This is a genomic window from Mycolicibacterium houstonense, from assembly GCF_900078665.2.
Taxonomy (GTDB): Bacteria; Actinomycetota; Actinomycetes; order Mycobacteriales; family Mycobacteriaceae; genus Mycobacterium; species Mycobacterium houstonense.
Map to the genome: position 1 here is coordinate 519,834 of NZ_LT546207.1, position 18,352 is coordinate 538,185.

Annotated in this window: 15 protein-coding genes and 4 pseudogenes; 10 read left to right on the forward strand and 9 right to left on the reverse strand. The window is 67.8% G+C overall.

Going from position 1 to position 18,352, the window contains the following annotated elements; genetic code table 11:
• The 7 genes and pseudogenes from secD to BN4332_RS02780 all read left to right on the forward strand — a co-directional run.
• Positions 1-1,190: protein translocase subunit SecD (secD, locus tag BN4332_RS02750; RefSeq protein WP_096866816.1), on the forward strand; the 1,190-nt coding region annotated here is incomplete at its 5' end.
• A 4-nt stretch (positions 1,191-1,194) separates the two neighbouring features.
• Positions 1,195-2,385 carry a protein translocase subunit SecF gene (secF, locus tag BN4332_RS02755; RefSeq protein WP_084459150.1) on the forward strand — a complete coding sequence of 397 codons (1,191 nt, stop codon included), beginning with the start codon at positions 1,195-1,197 and terminating at the stop codon, positions 2,383-2,385.
• Positions 2,291-3,958, forward strand: coding sequence for an ABC transporter substrate-binding protein (locus tag BN4332_RS02760; RefSeq protein ID WP_066897073.1), 1,668 nt, complete (start codon positions 2,291-2,293; stop codon positions 3,956-3,958). Before secF ends, BN4332_RS02760 begins: the two co-directional genes overlap by 95 nt.
• Positions 3,955-4,506, forward strand: coding sequence for an adenine phosphoribosyltransferase (locus tag BN4332_RS02765; protein WP_066897074.1), 552 nt, complete (start codon positions 3,955-3,957; stop codon positions 4,504-4,506). Before BN4332_RS02760 ends, BN4332_RS02765 begins: the two co-directional genes overlap by 4 nt.
• A gap of 40 nt (positions 4,507-4,546) precedes the next feature.
• Positions 4,547-6,358 (forward strand): annotated as a pseudogene (locus BN4332_RS02770) (RelA/SpoT family protein); the annotation flags it as partial.
• Between the two features lie 2 nt (positions 6,359-6,360).
• A pseudogene (locus BN4332_RS02775) lies at positions 6,361-6,768 on the forward strand (ABC transporter substrate-binding protein); the annotation flags it as partial.
• Between the two features lie 17 nt (positions 6,769-6,785).
• Positions 6,786-7,307: pseudogene (locus tag BN4332_RS02780) on the forward strand (ACT domain-containing protein); the annotation flags it as partial.
• A 24-nt stretch (positions 7,308-7,331) separates the two neighbouring features.
• Here the strand turns inward: BN4332_RS02780 and BN4332_RS02785 are convergent.
• From BN4332_RS02785 to BN4332_RS02795, 3 genes and pseudogenes are all read right to left on the reverse strand, one after another.
• Positions 7,332-7,637 (reverse strand): annotated as a pseudogene (locus tag BN4332_RS02785) (MPT63 family protein); the annotation flags it as partial.
• A 140-nt stretch (positions 7,638-7,777) separates the two neighbouring features.
• Positions 7,778-8,773, reverse strand: a complete 996-nt coding sequence (locus tag BN4332_RS02790; protein WP_066897077.1) for a peptidylprolyl isomerase — start codon at positions 8,771-8,773, stop codon at positions 7,778-7,780.
• Positions 8,774-8,779: 6 nt separating this feature from the next.
• Complete coding sequence (locus BN4332_RS02795) at positions 8,780-9,655, reverse strand: peptidylprolyl isomerase (protein ID WP_066897078.1); 876 nt, start codon at positions 9,653-9,655, stop codon at positions 8,780-8,782.
• 133 nt (positions 9,656-9,788) lie between these two features.
• Here BN4332_RS02795 and BN4332_RS02800 point away from each other — a divergent pair, with 133 nt between their 5' ends.
• Together BN4332_RS02800 and hisS are read left to right on the forward strand one after the other, a co-directional pair.
• On the forward strand, positions 9,789-10,478 hold the full coding sequence (locus BN4332_RS02800; protein WP_066897079.1) for an MBL fold metallo-hydrolase: 690 nt from the start codon (positions 9,789-9,791) through the stop codon (positions 10,476-10,478).
• On the forward strand, positions 10,475-11,737 hold the full coding sequence (hisS, locus tag BN4332_RS02805) for a histidine--tRNA ligase (RefSeq protein ID WP_066897080.1): 1,263 nt from the start codon (positions 10,475-10,477) through the stop codon (positions 11,735-11,737). The genes BN4332_RS02800 and hisS overlap by 4 nt, the downstream gene beginning before the upstream one ends.
• A gap of 94 nt (positions 11,738-11,831) precedes the next feature.
• On the opposite strand, the gene BN4332_RS33630 is transcribed toward hisS, so the two are convergent.
• From BN4332_RS33630 to urtA, 6 genes are all read right to left on the reverse strand, one after another.
• A complete protein-coding gene (locus tag BN4332_RS33630; protein WP_200820251.1) occupies positions 11,832-12,371 on the reverse strand; it encodes a hypothetical protein in 540 nt (179 codons plus the stop codon).
• Between the two features lie 99 nt (positions 12,372-12,470).
• The gene (gene urtE, locus BN4332_RS02815; protein WP_066897081.1) at positions 12,471-13,163 is read right to left on the reverse strand and encodes an urea ABC transporter ATP-binding subunit UrtE; all 693 of its coding nucleotides are present in this window, start codon (positions 13,161-13,163) and stop codon (positions 12,471-12,473) included.
• Complete coding sequence (gene urtD, locus BN4332_RS02820) at positions 13,163-13,918, reverse strand: urea ABC transporter ATP-binding protein UrtD (protein ID WP_096867017.1); 756 nt, start codon at positions 13,916-13,918, stop codon at positions 13,163-13,165. The genes urtE and urtD overlap by 1 nt, the downstream gene beginning before the upstream one ends.
• Positions 13,919-13,977: 59 nt before the next feature.
• Positions 13,978-15,129, reverse strand: coding sequence for an urea ABC transporter permease subunit UrtC (gene urtC / locus BN4332_RS02825; protein WP_066897082.1), 1,152 nt, complete (start codon positions 15,127-15,129; stop codon positions 13,978-13,980).
• Positions 15,126-16,010: an urea ABC transporter permease subunit UrtB gene (gene urtB / locus BN4332_RS02830; protein WP_066897083.1), complete on the reverse strand. Its 885-nt coding sequence runs from the start codon at positions 16,008-16,010 to the stop codon at positions 15,126-15,128. The genes urtC and urtB overlap by 4 nt, the downstream gene beginning before the upstream one ends.
• A 16-nt stretch (positions 16,011-16,026) precedes the next feature.
• Entirely contained in the window at positions 16,027-17,277 is a 1,251-nt protein-coding gene (urtA, locus tag BN4332_RS02835; protein ID WP_066897084.1) for an urea ABC transporter substrate-binding protein, read from the reverse strand.
• 295 nt (positions 17,278-17,572) lie between these two features.
• On the opposite strand from urtA, the gene BN4332_RS02840 reads away from it, so the two are divergent.
• Entirely contained in the window at positions 17,573-17,998 is a 426-nt protein-coding gene (locus tag BN4332_RS02840; RefSeq protein WP_235654231.1) for an Rv2576c family protein, read from the forward strand.
• The last annotated feature ends 354 nt before the right edge of the window (positions 17,999-18,352 follow it).

Genomic DNA, 18,352 nt, shown 5'->3' on the forward strand with positions numbered 1-18,352 from the left:
CCCCGGGTGCGCCGGCACCTGGTGCCCCGGCGCCGACCCCGGCCCCCGCACCGCCTGCGCCCGGCGACAAGAAGGCCGCCCTGGCCCAGCGCATCGCCGACGAGAAGGAGCTGCGGCAGAGCACCAACCCGTCGATCCAGATCCTGGCGCTGCAGTACCAGGCGACCCGGTGCGGCGAGGACGACGTGCTCGCCGGCAATGACGATCCGAACCTGCCGCTGATCACCTGCTCCACCGACGGACAGACGGTGTACCTGCTGAGCAAGTCGATCATGAGCGGCGAGGAGATCGCCGACGCCACCTCCGGCCTGAACCAGCAGCAGGGTCAGTACGTCGTGGACGTGACCTTCAAGAGCGGGGGAGCCAAGACCTGGGCCGATTTCACCGCGGCCAACGTGGGCACCCAGACGGCGTTCACGCTCGATTCGCAGGTGGTGAGCGCACCCGAGATCCGGGAGCCCATCCCGGGCGGCAACACCCAGATCACCGGGCAGTTCAATGCCGACACGGCCAAGGAGCTGGCCAACGTGCTGCGGTACGGCTCGTTGCCGCTGTCGTTCGAATCGTCTGAGGCCGAGACGGTTTCGGCCACGCTGGGCCTGTCTTCGCTGAAGGCGGGTCTGATCGCGGGCGCCATCGGCCTTGCCGCGGTGCTGATCTACTCGCTGGTGTACTACCGCGTGCTCGGCCTGTTGGTGGCGTTGTCGCTGATCGCCGCCGGCGCCGCGGTCTACGCGATCCTCGTGCTGCTCGGCAGACACATCGGCTACACCCTTGACTTGGCCGGCATCGCCGGTCTGATCATCGGTATCGGCACCACCGCGGACTCCTTCGTGGTGTTCTTCGAACGCATCAAGGACGAGATCCGTGAGGGTCGCACGTTCCGGTCCGCGGTACCGCGAGGCTGGGCCAGGGCCCGCAAGACGATCGTGTCCGGCAACGCCGTGACGTTCCTGGCCGCCGCGGTGCTCTACTTCCTGGCGATCGGCCAGGTCAAGGGCTTCGCCTTCACCACGGGCCTGACCACCATCCTCGATCTTGTGGTGGTGTTCCTGGTGACCTGGCCGCTGGTGTACCTGGCGTCCAAGTCCCCGATGATGGCCAAGCCGGCATTGAACGGATTGGGAGCCGTGCAGCAGATCGCGCGGGAACGCCGGGAAACCGCACATGCGACCGCGGGACGGGGATAGCGACATGGCCGCTGAGAACACAGAACAGACAGAATCGACCGCCGTCGAGGCGGACGCCATCGAGTCGGCGTCCGCGGCGGGCACGAACCTGCCCAAGCACGGGTTCTTCGTCCGCCTCTACACCGGAACCGGTGCGTTCGAGGTCATCGGACGCCGCAAGCTCTGGTACACGGTCAGCGGTGTCATCTTCGCGGTGGCCGTGGTCAGCATCGTGCTGCGGGGCTTCACGTTCGGCATCGACTTCGAGGGCGGCACCAAGGTGTCGATGCCGGCCCAGGGGGCCCACGGCGTCGTTTCCGTGCAGCAGGTCGAGGACGTGTACAGCGATGCGTTGGGTCGCGCGCCCGACTCGGTGGTCATGGTCGGAAGCGGTGAATCGGCCACGGTGCAGGTCCGCTCCGAGACGCTGACGAACGAGGAAACCGAGAAGCTGCGGACCGCGTTGTTCGACGCTTTCCAGCCGAAGGGCAGTGACGGACAGCCCAGCAAGCAGGCGATCAGCGATTCGGCGGTGTCGGAGACCTGGGGCGGCCAGATCACGCAGAAGATGCTGATCGCGCTGGTGGCGTTCCTGGTGCTGGCCGCGATCTACATCGCCTGGCGCTACGAGCGCTACATGGCGATCGCCGCGCTGACGGCCATGTTCTTCACCGTCATCAGCACGGCGGGCATCTACTCGCTGGTTGGCTGGGAGGTGACACCGGCGACGGTGATCGGCCTGCTCACCATTCTGGGTTTCTCGATCTACGACACCGTCATCGTGTTCGACAAGGTCGAGGAGAACACGAACGGCTTCGAGCACACCACCAGACGCACCTTCGCCGAACAGGCGAACCTCGCGGTGAACCAGACGTTCATGCGGTCGATCAACACGAGCGTGATCTCGGTGCTGCCGATCATCGCGCTGATGGTGATCGCGGTGTGGCTGCTGGGCGTGGGCACGCTCAAGGACCTGGCCCTGGTGCAGTTGGTGGGCGTCTTCACCGGCGCGTACTCGTCGATCTTCTTCGCCACCCCGCTGCTGGTCTCGCTGCGCGAGCGCACCGAGTTGGTGCGCAAGCACANCGTCGGGCAAGCGGAACACCCGGCGGTAAACGCGGATGGTTCAGTGGCGGGCCTTCGCCCGGGCACGGACAGCGGTGACAGCGGCGGCGCTGTCCGTGGTCGCCGGAATGGGGCTGTCGGCATGCTCTGACAGTGCGGCCGACGAGATCGACTACGCCGTCGACGGCACACTGACCACCTACAACACCAACACCGTGGCCGGTGCCGCGTCCGCCGGGCCGCAGGCGTTCGCCCGGGCGCTGACCGGGTTCGCCTATCACGGTCCGGAAGGACAGGTGGTCGCGGACAACGACTTCGGCTCGGTGTCGGTCGTGGGGCGCGCCCCGCTGGTACTCGACTACGTGATCAGCGACAAGGCGGTCTACTCCGACGGCAAACCGGTCACCTGTGACGACCTGGTGCTGGCCTGGGGTGCGCAGTCCGGCCGGTTCCCCGGGTTCGACGCCGCCAGCCGTGCGGGGTATCGCGATATCGGCACGGTGGATTGTGCGCCCGGCCAGAAACGGGCCAGGGTGTCGTTCGCCCAGGACCGCGGATTCATCGACTACGGCCACCTGTTCGCGGCGACCGCGCTGATGCCCGCACACGTGATCGCCGACGAGCTCGGCCTCGGCGACGGCGGCGTCACGACCGCCCTGCAGACCGCCGACCAACCCACCATCGACCGTATCGCCAAGGCGTGGAACACGGTCTGGGACCTCAAGCCCGACCTGGACCTCAAACGCTTCCCGTCCTCGGGGCCCTACAAGATCGACTCGGTGTCCGACGACGGCGTGGTGGTGCTCGTCGCCAACGACAAGTGGTGGGGCACCCCGCCCATCACCAACCGGATCGCGGTGTGGCCCCGTGGCGCCGACATCCAGGAACGGGTCAACGAGGGGGCCTTCGACGTCGTCGACATCGAGTCGGGATCGTCGGGCCTGCTCAACCTGCCCGACGACTACGTCAGCATGGAGAGCCCGTCGGCCGGCATCGAACAGTTGATCTTCGCGCCGGGCGGTCCGCTGGCCGCCCCGCCGGCTCGCCGCGCCGTGGCACTGTGCACCCCGCGTGACGTGATCGCGCGCAATGCGGCGACCCCGATCGTCAATTCCCGGCTCAGTCCGGTCGCCGACGATGCCTTCAGTGCGGCCGAGAACGGCGGTGACGCAGGGCAGTTCGGCGTGGCGAACCCCAATGCCGCCCGCGCCGCGCTGAACAACAAGCCACTGACCGTGCGCATCGGCTACCAGACGCCCAACGCCAGGCTGGCCGCCACCGTCGGCGCGATCGCGAAGTCGTGCGCCGCGGCCGGCGTGACGGTCCAGGACGCCGGATCGGCCACGGCCGGCCCGGTCGCGTTGCGCAACAACGAGTTCGACGCCCTGCTGGCCAGCACCGGCGGAGCCGCGGGCAGCGGTTCGTCGGGCTCGTCGGCGATCGACGCGTACGCGTTCCACTCCGGCAACGGCAACAACCTGCCCGCGTATGCCAACGAGCGGATCGACGGCATCGTCGACGCGCTGGCCGTCACCACCGATCCGAAGGAACTGGCCCGCCTGGTGGGGGAGGGCGCGCCGATCCTGTGGGCCGACATGCCCACCCTGCCGCTGTACCGCCAGCAGCGCACGGTCCTGACGTCGACCAAGATGTATGCCGTGAGCGGAAACCCGACCCGGTGGGGCGCAGGCTGGAACATGGACCGCTGGAAGCTGTCCACATGAGCGGCGACACGGGCGAGGCCGGCGCCGCAGAGATCTCCCGGCTGGTCAAATCCCTGATCCGGGAGGTCCCCGACTTTCCCGAGCCAGGGGTGCAGTTCAAAGACCTGACGCCGTTGCTGGCCGACGCCGACGGGCTGGCCGCGGTGACCGACGCGCTGGCCGCCACCGCGGCCGATGCCGATCTGGTCGCCGGCCTGGATGCCCGGGGCTTCCTGCTGGGTGCGGCGGTGGCGACCCGGCTCGGTACCGGTGTGCTGGCGGTGCGCAAGGGCGGGAAATTGCCGCCGCCGGTGCACAGCGTGACGTATCAGCTGGAGTACGGCACCGCGACGCTGGAGATCCCGTCCGACGGGATTGATATCGCCGGCCGCAACGTTGTGATCATCGACGATGTCCTCGCCACCGGCGGAACTCTGGGCGCCGCGGCGCGGCTGTTGAAGGCCTGCGGTGCCAACGTGCTGAGCGCGGCCGTCGTGCTGGAACTGACGGCCCTGGAGGGCCGGGCCGCCGTGGCGCCACTGAGGGTCAGCAGCCTGCACACGGTGTGAGGGATATCCTCGAAATCTGAGTGAACCGCAGGAGGTGACGATGGCCGGCGAATCGGGTACGGACACAGGCGCGGGCCAGGCGGTGCAGTTGCCTCCGAAGCCGCCGGGCGCCGCGCCCGAGGCCGCCAAGCCTTCCGAGACCGCGAAGGCCGTCGACACCGCCAAGCTTCCGGATACGACCAAGCTGCCCGATACCACCAAGACCAGCGCGTCGCGCCGGGTACGGGCCCGGTTGGCCCGCCGGATGACCTCGCAGCGCAGCGCGGTCAACCCGGTCCTGGAGCCGCTCGTCGCGGTCCACCGGGAGATCTACCCCAAGGCCGACCTGCAGTTGCTGCAGCGGGCCTACGACGTCGCCGAGCAGCGGCACGCCGATCAGCTGCGCAAGTCGGGTGATCCCTACATCACCCACCCGCTCGCGGTGGCCAACATCCTGGCCGAGTTGGGTATGGACACCACCACGCTGGTGGCCGCCCTCCTGCACGACACCGTCGAGGACACCGGCTACACCCTGGAGGCGCTGACCGCCGAGTTCGGCGCCGAGGTCGGGCACCTGGTCGACGGCGTCACCAAGCTGGACAAGGTGGTGCTCGGTTCGGCCGCCGAGGGCGAGACGATCCGCAAGATGATCATCGCCATGGCCCGCGACCCGCGGGTGCTGGTGATCAAGGTCGCCGACCGGCTGCACAACATGCGCACCATGCGGTTCCTGCCGCCCGAGAAGCAGGCCCGCAAGGCCCGCGAGACGCTGGAAGTGATTGCGCCACTGGCGCATCGGCTCGGCATGGCGACGGTCAAGTGGGAGCTGGAAGACCTGTCGTTCGCGATCCTGCATCCGAAGAAGTACGAGGAGATCGTGCGCCTGGTCGCCGACCGGGCGCCGTCGCGCGACACCTACCTGGCCAAGGTGCGTGCCGAGATCGGGGTGGCGCTGAGCGCCATGAAGATCAACGCCGTGGTCGAGGGCAGGCCCAAGCACTACTGGTCGATCTACCAGAAGATGATCGTCAAGGGCCGCGACTTCGACGACATCCACGATCTGGTCGGCGTGCGCATCCTGTGCGACGAGATCCGCGATTGCTATGCGGCCGTCGGCGTCGTGCATTCGCTGTGGCAGCCGATGGCCGGCCGGTTCAAGGACTACATCGCCCAGCCGCGCTACGGCGTCTACCAGTCGCTGCACACCACCGTGGTGGGCCCGGAGGGCAAGCCCCTGGAGGTGCAGATCCGCACCCGCGACATGCACCGCACCGCCGAATACGGCATCGCGGCGCACTGGCGCTACAAGGAAGCCAAGGGCCGCAACGGAGTTCCGCAGAGCCATGCCGCCACCGAGATCGATGACATGGCATGGATGCGTCAGCTCCTGGATTGGCAGCGGGAGGCCGCCGACCCCGGCGAGTTCCTCGAGTCGTTGCGTTACGACCTTGCGGTCAAGGAGATCTTCGTCTTCACCCCCAAGGGCGACGTGATCAACCTGCCCACCGGGTCGACCCCGGTCGACTTCGCCTACGCCGTGCACACCGAGGTGGGGCACCGCTGTATCGGGGCGCGGGTCAACGGCAGGTTGGTCGCCCTGGAGCGCAAGCTGGAAAACGGTGAGGTCGTCGAGGTGTTCACCTCGAAGGCCCCCAACGCCGGGCCGTCGCGCGATTGGCAGACCTTCGTGGTGTCGCCCCGGGCCAAGGCCAAGATTCGGCAGTGGTTCGCCAAGGAGCGCCGCGAAGAGGCCCTGGAATCCGGTAAGGACGCCATCGCCCGCGAGGTCCGCCGCGGCGGACTTCCGTTGCAGCGCTTGATCAATGCCGACTCCATGGCATCGCTTGCCCGTGAGTTGCGCTACACCGATGTGNCGTGACGGTCCAGGACGCCGGATCGGCCACGGCCGGCCCGGTCGCGTTGCGCAACAACGAGTTCGACGCCCTGCTGGCCAGCACCGGCGGAGCCGCGGGCAGCGGTTCGTCGGGCTCGTCGGCGATCGACGCGTACGCGTTCCACTCCGGCAACGGCAACAACCTGCCCGCGTATGCCAACGAGCGGATCGACGGCATCGTCGACGCGCTGGCCGTCACCACCGATCCGAAGGAACTGGCCCGCCTGGTGGGGGAGGGCGCGCCGATCCTGTGGGCCGACATGCCCACCCTGCCGCTGTACCGCCAGCAGCGCACGGTCCTGACGTCGACCAAGATGTATGCCGTGAGCGGAAACCCGACCCGGTGGGGCGCAGGCTGGAACATGGACCGCTGGAAGCTGTCCACATGAGCGGCGACACGGGCGANGCGGCCGAGGACGAGCTCGCCGAGCGGTCCACCCCGGCCACCATGCCGGTGCGCCAGCGCAGCACCGACGACACCGGTGTCGCGGTGCCGGGCGCGCCGGGAACGCTCACCAAACTGGCCAAGTGCTGCACCCCGGTACCCGGTGACACCATCATGGGCTTCGTGACCCGCGGTGGCGGCGTCAGTGTGCACCGCACCGACTGCACCAATGCCGCGTCGCTGCAACAACAGTCGGAACGCATCATCGAGGTCAACTGGGCGCCGTCACCGTCCTCGGTGTTCCTGGTGGCCATCCAGGTCGAGGCCCTGGACCGGCACCGCCTGCTCTCCGACGTGACCCGGGTACTGGCCGACGAGAAGGTGAACATCTTGTCGGCCTCGGTGACGACGTCCAACGACCGGGTGGCGATCAGCCGTTTCACCTTCGAGATGGGCGATCCCAAGCATCTCGGCCACCTGCTCAGCGTGGTGCGCAACGTGGAAGGCGTCTACGACGTCTACCGCGTCACCAGTGCGGCGTAGGGACCGCCGCCGCGACCGTCCGCGTCAGTCTTGCGAAGCGGGAGAACCCTTCCAGATCAACAGGTCTCGGCCCCCGGCGTTGTAGACGACGCTGTCCGGTGCCGCACCGGTGACGTCGAAATAGAGCTCGCCCTCGGCGGACTGACCCTCGGTCAGCGTGCTCGGGTTGACCCCTTCGGCGGCGGGAACGGTGAAGATGACCCGGTAGGTCTGGCCGTTGGCGGCGCGGAGGTTGAAGTTGGAGATGATCGGGGTGACGGAGCCCTTGATCGCCTTGACGGTGGCGTCGGCCTCCCACAGCTGCCCGACCGGTTGATAGCCGGGAAGGGCGTCGTCGGCGGGCNCGCGGCCTGCGGGGCGGCGGCCAGTGCGAGCGCCGCGGCGCCTGCGATGGCGAACGGGGTGGTGAGCATGTTGATCATCCGCACGTCTCCTTGTCCGTCTGGGGCAAAGCCAACCCTAGGCCCGGCTCAGTCCACGCTGACCGACGCGATGGTCAGCGGCGTGGCGGGCTCGCCGTCGTTGCTCCCATCGGCCACGCCGTCCGCGGCGATCTCGTCCAGGATGGCCAGCCCGCTCGTGTCGACGGTGCCGAACACGGTGTAGGTCGGCGGCAGCAGCGAATCCTCGTACACCAGGAAGAACTGGCTGCCGTTCGTACCCGGCCCGGCGTTGGCCATGGCCACCGTGCCGCGCGGATAGATCACCGGGATTTCCACGGCCGGGTCCGAGAGCCGGTACTGATTGGTCGGGTACTCGTTGGGGAAGCGGTACCCGGGTCCACCGGTTCCGGTGCCCGAGGGATCGCCGCACTGCAGCATCGCCAGGTGGCCGGTGGCGAGCCGATGACATGTGGTGCCGTCGAAGAATCCCTGGTGGGCCAGGCTGGCGAAGTTGTTCACCGTGCACGGCGCCTGGCCGTTGGCGAGGTCCAGGCCGATGTTGCCGTGGTCGGTGGCGATCGCGGCGCTGACGGTGGCGGGTTCGGTCGGTACCTTTCCGGTCCGCGGCGGCGTGGCGGGCCGGGCCGCGGGTTCGGGGATCGCCGGGTACTGGCAGTTGGCGCCGAGGTTCTTGGGCGCCACGAACTCGGGCAGCGGCGGGCCGGCGGCCGCTGTGCCGCGCTCCGGCTGGGGCAGATTCTCGACCGTCCGGACCATGAAAACGGCGAACAACACCGACACCACCATCACCAGGATCGTCACCACCGTCATGACGTACCCGATGATCAGGCCGGCGATCGCGAGGCCACGACCCTCCTCGCCGCTGCGTTTGATCTGCGACAGCGAGATGTGCCCGAACACGATGCCCAGCGGCGCGAACACGAGTGAGCACACCAGGGCCGCGACCGCCATGCTGTTGGTGCGGGCCGACGGCGGATAGCCGGCCGGATATCCCACCGGGTAACCCGGCCAGGGGGCGGGCTGGTCCGGCTGGTAACCGCCGTACGGAGGCGGGGCAGTCAACGGTGACTAGTCCAGCGCGACGGACTTCAGCTCGACGTCGAGCGCCGGCTTTCCGTCGCCGCCACCGCCGGCCACACCGGCCGCGGCGATCTTGTCGAGGGTGGCCAGGCCGGTGTCGTCGATCTTGCCGAAGACGGTGTAGTTCGGCGGCAGCTGCGAGTCCTGGTACACCAGGAAGAACTGACTGCCGTTCGTGTTCGGCCCGGCGTTGGCCATGGCCAGCGTGCCGCGCGGATAGAGCACCGGCTGCTGCAGCGCCGGGTTGTCCGGCTGGTACTGGTTGGTCGGGTATTCGTTGGCGAACTGGTAGCCGGGGCCGCCAGTGCCCTGGCCGGTCGGGTCACCGCACTGCAGCACCGACAGGCCGCCCGTGGTCAGCCGGTGGCACGGGGTGTCGTTGAAGAAGTTCTTGGAGGCCAGGCTGGCGAAACTGTTCACCGTGCAGGGCGCCTTGGCGTTGTCGAGCTGGAGCCCGATGTTGCCCTGTGTGGTCACCATGCTGACGCTGATGGTGGCCGGGTCGGTGGGGACCTTGCCGGAGTGCGGCGGCTCGACCGGCTTGCTGGCGGCGCCTGCGGCCGGGTACTGGCAGTTGGCGCCGAGGTCGGCGGGCGCGACGAAGGCCGGCAGCTGACCGTCGGCGGCAGGCTGGGCCGCGGTGCCCGACGTCGCCGTGGTGGTGGACGCCGATGCGGTGGTGCTGCCCGAATCCTTGCTGGTGAACATGAACGTGGCGACGACGGCCGCGATGACGACGACGGCGCCTACCGCGGAGCCCGCGATGGTCAAGATGCGTCGTTTGCGTTCCTGGGCGGCGCGACGCTCCAGCTGACGTTCCAGCTTGCGCTTGGCCGTCGCACGCCGTTGTTCGTTGGTCGGCACCGCGGTAGTCCTCCTTGTGTGCGGTTGGGTCGGTGACGAGTCTGCCAGGCGCCCGGCGCGTCGGGCTTGCGACCCGCGGGAGCCCGAGGTCGGGGCACCATGCCCGACTCCGGCGACGTGGGAAACTGGCAACGTGCTCATCACCGGATTTCCGGCCGGGATGCTGGCGTGCAACTGCTATGTCCTCGCCGAGCGACCAGGTGCCGACGCGATCGTCGTCGACCCCGGCCAGCGCGCGATGGACCGGTTGCGCCGCATCCTCGACGAGAACCGCCTGACCCCGGCCGCCGTGCTGCTGACCCACGGTCACGTCGATCACATCTGGTCGGCCCAGAAGGTGGCCGACGCCTACGGCTGCCCGGCCTACATCCACCCTGAGGACCGGTTCATGCTGACCGACCCGATCAAGGGGTTCGGCCCACGCCTGGCCCAGCTCGCGTTCGGCGCGCTGTTCTCCGAGCCCAAACAGCTGATCGAGCTGGACCGCGACGGCCAGACGCTCGATTTCGGGGGTGTCTCGGTGAGCGTCGACCACACGCCGGGACACACCAGGGGATCGGTGGTGTTCCGGGTGGCCGGCGGGCAGGAGCAGGGCGACCGGGGATTGAGCGCAGCCACCGTGTTCACGGGAGATACGCTGTTCCGGTCCTCGGTGGGCCGCACCGACCTGCCCGGTGGCAGCGGACGTGACCTGCTCACCTCGATCGTCACAAAGCTGTTGGTACTCGACGACGACACCGTGGTATTACCAGGGCACGGCCCGAGTTCGACCATCGGGCACGAACGCCGTACCAACCCGTTTCTCGAAGGTTTAACTCTGTGACTTCTGCATTCCAGGCGCCCAAGGGCGTGCCCGACTACCTTCCGCCGGAGTCGGCGCAGTTCGTCGCGGTTCGGGACGGTCTGCTGACCGCGGCGCGCCGCGCCGGGTACGGCGACATCGAGCTGCCGATCTTCGAGGACACCGCGCTGTTCGCCCGCGGGGTGGGTGAGTCCACCGATGTGGTGTCCAAGGAGATGTACACCTTCGCCGATCGTGGTGACCGTTCGGTGACGCTGCGCCCCGAGGGCACCGCCGGGGTGATCCGGGCCGTGATCCAGCACCGGCTGGACCGCGGTGCGCTGCCGGTCAAGCTCTGCTACTCGGGTCCGTTCTTCCGCTACGAACGCCCGCAGGCCGGGCGCTACCGCCAGCTGCAACAGGTCGGCGTCGAGGCCATCGGCATCGACGACCCCGCGCTCGACGCCGAGGTGATCGCGGTCGCCGACGCCGGGTTCCGCTCGCTGGGCCTGGACGGTTTCCGCCTCGAGATCACCTCGCTGGGCGATGACACCTGCCGCCCCGCCTACCGCGAGCTGCTGCAGGACTTCCTGTTCAAGCTCGACCTCGACGAGGACACCCGGCGTCGCGCCGAGATCAACCCGCTGCGGGTGCTCGACGACAAGCGGCCCCACGTGCGGGAGATGACCGCCGATGCGCCGCTGATGCTCGATCACCTGTCCGACAGCGCCAAGCAGCACTTCGAGACGGTGCAGGCCTATCTCGAGGCCCTCGGTGTGCCGTACGTGATCAACCCGCGGATGGTGCGCGGGCTCGACTACTACACCAAGACCACGTTCGAGTTCGTGCACGACGGGCTGGGCGCACAGTCCGGCATCGGCGGCGGCGGCCGCTATGACGGGCTGATGAGCCAGCTCGGCGGCCAGGACGTCTCGGGTATCGGCTTCGGTCTCGGCGTCGACCGCACCCTGCTGGCGCTGCAGGCCGAGGGCAAGACGGTGGCCGGGGTCGGCGGCGTCGAGGTGTTCGGGGTTCCGCTGGGGGACGCCGCCAAGCTCGAGCTGGCCAAGCTGGCCGCGCGGTTGCGTGCCGATGGGGTCCGGGTGGATCTGGCCTACGGTGACCGCGGGCTCAAGGGCGCGATGAAGGCCGCCGACCGTTCGGGTGCCAAGTACGCCCTGGTGGCCGGCGACCGCGACATCGAGGCCGGGACGGTCGGGCTCAAAGACCTGTCGACCGGCGAGCAGGTCGACGTGCCCGCCGATTCCGTTGTCGCCGAGGTGCTTTCCCGCCTGGCCTAGCGCGGCTTCGTGCACCGCGATCGTGCGTGTCTGTCGGCCGCCGCGCCGTCGAACACCGGCATTCTGCGCACGCTCGTCGCTGCCCGGCCGCTTGTCAGCGGCCGTGCACCACGGCGGTCAGCACGGCGTCGAGGTCGCCGATGCCTCCGGTGAACGGGTTGCCCCGCTTGAGGATCCAGTCCCCGTTGGGTGTGCCGGCGACGAGCTTCGGTGAACTGGAGCCCAGTTGCATCCGGCGCTGGAACCGCACCTGTGACAGCGGCGCCACCACCGCGCCGTCGGCGTCGGTGAACACGCCTCTGGCCCGGTCGAACACCGCCACCGGCCGGTAGCCGGTGAGCGGCCGCCTGCCGTTGGCCTTGATCCGACGTACCGCCGCCGCAGTGGCGACCGCGAATGCCAGGCCGACGGCCAGGAACACCGCGCTCACCACGGGCGGGATGTCGGAGCCGCCGGAGACGGCGAGAGTGACGGCACCGAACCCGCCGAACACCACCGCCAGCACGCCGAGGACGAACGCCGTCGTCGCCAGGGGCCCGGTCGCCCGGTCGATGACGATGACGAGCGGGCCCTGTTCGGCCACCACCGCTCCGCCGGTCTCGGCGAGGATTCGAGGTTCGCCCACGGTGCTCATGGGCGAAGTGTGCGCCTCGCGCGCCGCGAGCGTGCACGAAATGCCGACCATCGGCGGCGTGTTGGGCAGCAGACCCGCCCGCTCGCGGGGCAGGGGGGATCAGATGGCCATGGCGGCGCGGACGTCGGCCTCGGAGGCCGAGCCACCGGTGCCGCTGGAGGTGATCCGGCCGGACTCCAGGATGTAGTAGCGCTGGGCGGATTCCAGCGCGAAACCGATGTGTTGCTCCACCAACAACACCCCGAGATCGCCGCGGGCGGTCAGCGACGTGATCGCGGCCTCGATCTCGGCCACCACCGACGGCTGGATGCCTTCGGTGGGCTCGTCGAGGATCAGGCACTTCGGCGAGGTGATCAAGGCGCGGGCGATCGCGAGCTGTTGACGTTGGCCGCCGGAGAGCAGGCCGGCGCGCCGGGGGAGCAGTTCCTTGAGGGCGGGGAACAGATCCAGCTGCTCATCGATCAGGGCCTTGCCGTTGCGCCGGCCGTCGGCGACCACCTGGAGGTTCTCCGCGGTGGTCAGCTGGCCGAACGACTGCTGGCCCTGTGGCACATAGGCCAAACCCCGGGCGACGCGTGCGCTCGGGCGCAGCTTGGTGATGTCCTCACCGCCGAAAAGCACCTTGCCCGCAGTGCATCTGAGCAGCCCGACGGCCGCGCGCAGCAGTGTCGTCTTGCCGGCGCCGTTGTGGCCCATCACCGCGGCGACCCCGTCGGACGGCACTGCGATACTCGCCCCGTGGATCACCTCCGATCGGCCGTAACCGGTGCGGACGTCGAGCATTTCGAGCATCAGGAGATTCCTTCCACGCCGGCCGCGGCGGTGCCGAGATAGACCTCTTGAACCTTCGGGTTGGCCTGAACCTCGGCCACCGAACCCTCGGCGATCACCTGACCGCGCGCCAGCACCGTCACCGATGTGGCGAATGCCCGCATGAAGTCCATGTCGTGCTCGACCACCACCACGGTGCGGGCGCCGCCGATGCGGCGCAACAGGTTTCCGGTTTCCTCGCGCTCCTCATGGCTCATCCCGGCGACCGGCTCGTCGAGCAACAGGACATCGGCGTTCTGCACCAGCAGCATGCCGATCTCCAGCCATTGCTTCTGGCCGTGGGCCAGGACGCCGGCCGGCTGGTCGGCCAGATCCGCCAGGCCGGTGGTCTCCAGCGCCTCCTCAATGGCCGGCAGGATGCCGTGCCGTCGGCGCAACAGGGTCCAGGGGGAGCGGCCTGCCCCCGCGGCGATGTCGAGGTTCTGCAGCACGGTCAATTGCTCGAACACGCTCGCGGTCTGAAAGGTGCGGCCCACGCCCTGCCGGGCGATCTGGTGCACCTTCTTGCCGAGCAGTTCCACCCCGGACTTGTTCACCGAGCCCGTGGCCGCCACCAGGCCGGTGATGGCGTCGATGACGGTCGTCTTGCCCGCCCCGTTGGGGCCGATCAGGAATCGCAGATCCCCTTGGAACAGGGTCAGATCCACGTCGCTGACCGCCTTGAACCCATCGAAATCGACGGTGAGCCCGCGGACTTCGAGATACTCCGCACCCATGCCCGCGTTGCCGCCGGCCACGGGCTCCGGGCTCTGGTCGGGTTCGGTCACGGCCTCGGTCACGATGCGGCCCCTACTTTCTCGTTGTCGGGATCGGTGTCCGGTGTCGTCTGGGGCTCGGCCGCCACGTGATCCGGAGTGGTGGACCTCTTGCGCCGCCACCTGCTGAACAGCACACCGAGGCCGGCCAGTCCGGCGGGGAAGAACCCGACCACGACGATGAACAGCAGCCCCTGGGCATAGATCCATCCGGACGGAAAGCGTTCGGAGAACAGGGTTTGCGCCCATGCCACCCCGATGGCGCCGAGGACCGGGCCGAGCAGCGTGGTGCGCCCGCCGATCGCGACGCCGATCAGGAATGCGATGGACGGCACGATCCCGACTTGTGACGGCGCGATGAACCCGACGATCGGCACGAACAGGGCGCCGGCGATGCTGGCGAACAACGCGGCCAGCGTGTAGGCCACCACCTTGATGTTCGCCGGGTCGTACCCCAGGAACCGCACCCGCTCCTCGCCGTCACGCACGGCGACCAGTAGTTCGCCGTACCGGCTGGACATCAGCTGGCGCACCAGCGCCACCACGATCAGCAGGGTGGCCGCCGCGATGAAGTACACCATCCGTTTGTTCGCCGGATCGTTGAGGTTGAACCCGAAGAAGGTGCGGAAGTTGGTCAGGCCGTTGCTGCCACCCAGGCTGGTCTGGCCGACGAGCAGGATCGCCAGCGCGGCGGCCAGCGCCTGCGACAGGATCGCGAAGTAGGCGCCCTTCACCCGGCGTTTGAACACCCCGAAGCCGAGCAGCGCGGCGATTCCGGTCGGGAACAACAGGATCGCCAGGAGAGTGAACGCCGGAGAGGCGAACGGCTCCCAATAGCCCGGCAGCTCACGGACACCGGCGATCTGCATGAAGTCGGGAACGTCGTGTCCGCGGATCGAAGCGTCGGCGATCTTGAGGTGCATGCCCATCAGGTAGCCGCCCAGGCCGAAGAACACGCCTTGGCCGAGCACGAGCATTCCGCCTCGGCCCCAAGCCAATCCGATGCCCGCGGCCACGATCGCGAAGCACAGGAACTTGCCGAGCAGGCTGAGCCGGAAATCCGACAGCACGGCAGGCGCGACCCCGAACAGCACCACCGCCGCGATACCGAACCCGGCCCAGGTCTGCCAGCGGCCGAGGCGGGTGCGTACGTCTTGTGTCAGCGCGCTCATGCCAGGCTCCTGGTTCGGACCGTGAACAAGCCCTGTGGGCGTACCTGCAGGAAGATCACGATGATGACGAACACGATCACCTTGGCCAGCGACGCCGTGGTGCTGTACTCGATGAACGAGTTCAGGAAGCCCAGCGCCAAGGCGGCGATCACGGTGCCCTTGATCTGGCCCAGCCCGCCGACCACCACCACCAGGAACGCGTCGATCAGGAAGCTCTGACCGATGGTCGGACTGGTGGAGCCGATCAGGGTCAATGCCACCCCGGCCACCGCCGCCAGCCCGGATCCGATGAAGAACGTGGTGATATCGGTCCGGCGGGACGAGATGCCGCTGGTCTCGGCCAGATCCCGGTTCTGCACCACCGCCCGGATCCGCCGCCCCATCGGGCTGGTCTTGAGCACGGTGGCGAGCACCGCCACGCACACGATCGCCAACACCAGGATGAAGATGCGGGTCTTGGGTACCACCGCGCCCAGGATTTCCACGCCGCCCGAGAGCCATTCCGGGGCAACCACATTGACCGCGGGTGCGCCGAAGATGTCTCGGGCCACCTGTTGCAGGATCAAGCCGACGCCGAAGGTGACCAGCAGCGTGTCCAGGGGGCGGCCGTACATCCGCTGGATGAGGGTCACCTCGAGCAGCGCTCCCATGGCGCCGCCGACGAGGAACCCGACGACCAAGGAGAACAGCAGGGAGGCACCGGCATTGGTGATGATCTGCTGCACCACATATGCGGTGTAGCAGCCGGCCATGATGAACTCGCCGTGCGCCATGTTGATGACGCCCATCTGGCCGAAGGTCAGGGAAAGGCCCAGTGCCGCCAGCAACAGGATCGAGCCGAGGCTCAACCCTGTTGCCAGCTGGCCGATGAGGATGTCCATGCGTGATTGGTTCCCGTCAGCTGGACAGCCCGGCCGCCCACGGGTAGGACTTCAGGTACGGATCGGGCTCGATCGGCCCCTTGGACTCCCAGATCGTGTAAATCAGTCCGTCGGGCCGGATTTCGCCGATGCGGGCGGTCTTGGTGATGTGGTGGTTCTCGCCGTCGATGGTGACCTTGCCCTCAGGGGCCTCGAAGCTCACGCCGTCCGCGTTGTCCTGAATCGCCTTGACGTCGAACGACTTGGCCTTTTCGACCGTGTTCTTCCACAGGTAGACCGAGGTGTAGGCCGCCTCCATGGGATCCGAGGTGGGCTTCTTGGGATCTTTGACGAAGTCCTTGTAGGCCTTGACGAACGCCTTGTTCACCGGGGTGTCGATGGTCTCGTAGTAGTTCCACGCGGTCAGCTGGCCGGCGACGTTCTGGACGCCGATTCCGCCGACCTCTTCCTCGGCGATCGATACCGAGACCACGGGCATCTGCTGCGGCGTCAGGCCGACGTTCTTGTACTCGCGGAAGAACGCGACGTTGGAGTCGCCGTTGAGCGTGTTGAACACCGCGTCCGCGTCGGCGCTACGGACCTTGTTGACGATGGTGGAGAAGTCGGTCGAACCCAGCGGCGTGTAGTCCTCGCCCTTGATCTCGATGCCGTTCTCCTTGGCGTAGGCCTTGATGATGCGGTTGGCCGTCTGGGGGAACACGTAGTCGCTGCCCACGAGGTAGAGCGATTTGACGCCCTTCTCCTTGAGGTAGTCCAGCGCGGGCACGATCTGCTGGTTGGTGGTGGCGCCGGTGTAGAAGATGTTCTTGCTCGACTCCAGCCCCTCGTACTGAACCGGGTAGTACAGCAGGGCGTTCGCGCTTTCGAAGACCGGCAGCATGGCCTTGCGGCTCGACGAGGTCCAGCCGCCGAACACCGCGGCCACGCAGTCGCTACTGATCAGCTTCTCGGCCTTCTCAGCGAATACCGTGGGCTCGGACGCGCCGTCCTCACCGATCAGCTCGATCTGTTTGCCCAGGACGCCGCCCCCGGCGTTGATCTCCTGGACCGCGAGCTTGATCGCATCGCGCACCGTCACCTCGGAAATGGCCATCGTGCCCGACAAGGAGTTCAGTGATCCGACCTTGATCTTCGGGCCGGACGTGTCCACACACGTTGCCGCATTTGCTGCGTCGGATTCGCTCGCGCGGCTACCGCAGCCAGCCAGGATCAAACTGGCAACGGCGATCAAACTCCCTGCCGCGAGTGTTGACCGGCGCAATGGCATACGGTTGGGCCGATGAGCGCTCGCGCGACGAGCATTTCCTGGACGCATGGGCGACCTTTCCCTTGAATTGCAGCGCGTATCCACCCGATGGCCATCGGGTGGCGGTGCAAGAGCGGAACACACTGTGCGGGTGTCGAATCGGGACGTTAGAGCGCCGCTGTTACTGAGAAATGTCTGTGTGTGACAAACAAATTAACCTCTAGCTAGACGGGGGTTGGTCTGCCGTTGGATCGGAATTCCGAAGCCCATTAGTCGCAGCTGTAACAAAGCGGTAGCCTGCGTCGATATGACGAACATGCGAAAAGTGACAACCACGGTCGGTGCGGCGCTGGTTCTGGCGGCCGCGGGTATGGCGGTCTCCAACGCAACGTCGTATGCGGAACCGGAGGCGCAGGGCCATCAGGTCCGCTACACCCTCACCTCGGGCGCGCCTTACGAGTTCGACCTCTACTACCTGACGACGCAGCCGGCGAGTAAAGACGCCTACAACGCCGACGCGTACAAGTACCTGCAGAAGGCAACGGTCAACGTCGGTCCCGATGCGCCGTGGGTGTTCGAAACCACGCTGGCCGATCCGCAGTGGGCCATCTTCACCGTCGCGAGCACCACGCACGGCGGCCGGGCCCAGCCCAACGCACACTGCGAGATCGCCGTCGACGGCCAGGTCGCGGTTCAGAACGACCACCCCTACAGCCCGCGCTGCCAGCTCGGTCAGTGGTGATCTGACCCGCCCGCGGGTGTGGTGATCTGACCCGCTCGCGGGTGTGGTGACCTGACCCGCTCGCGGGTGTGGTGATCCGACCCGCCCGGCGCGGCGATCGTTCTCACCAGGTGGGAACGGCTTGACGAATCGTTCGAACTATTGTTCGATAACTGTGTGCGTGCGACGCGGTACCGCTGCCGCTCTTCGGCGCACACCGACTGGGGTTCGCGCTACGGCGCGCGCCGGTGCCGTACCCGAAACCGCGGCGCCGGCGCTCCAGTTCCCCTTTTCGCCTCGGCCTGCATAGCCGGGATGGCAATGACTTTGCCAAGTGTCATTCTGGGCTGGGCAGCTCGTCCGCGGCAACCATGT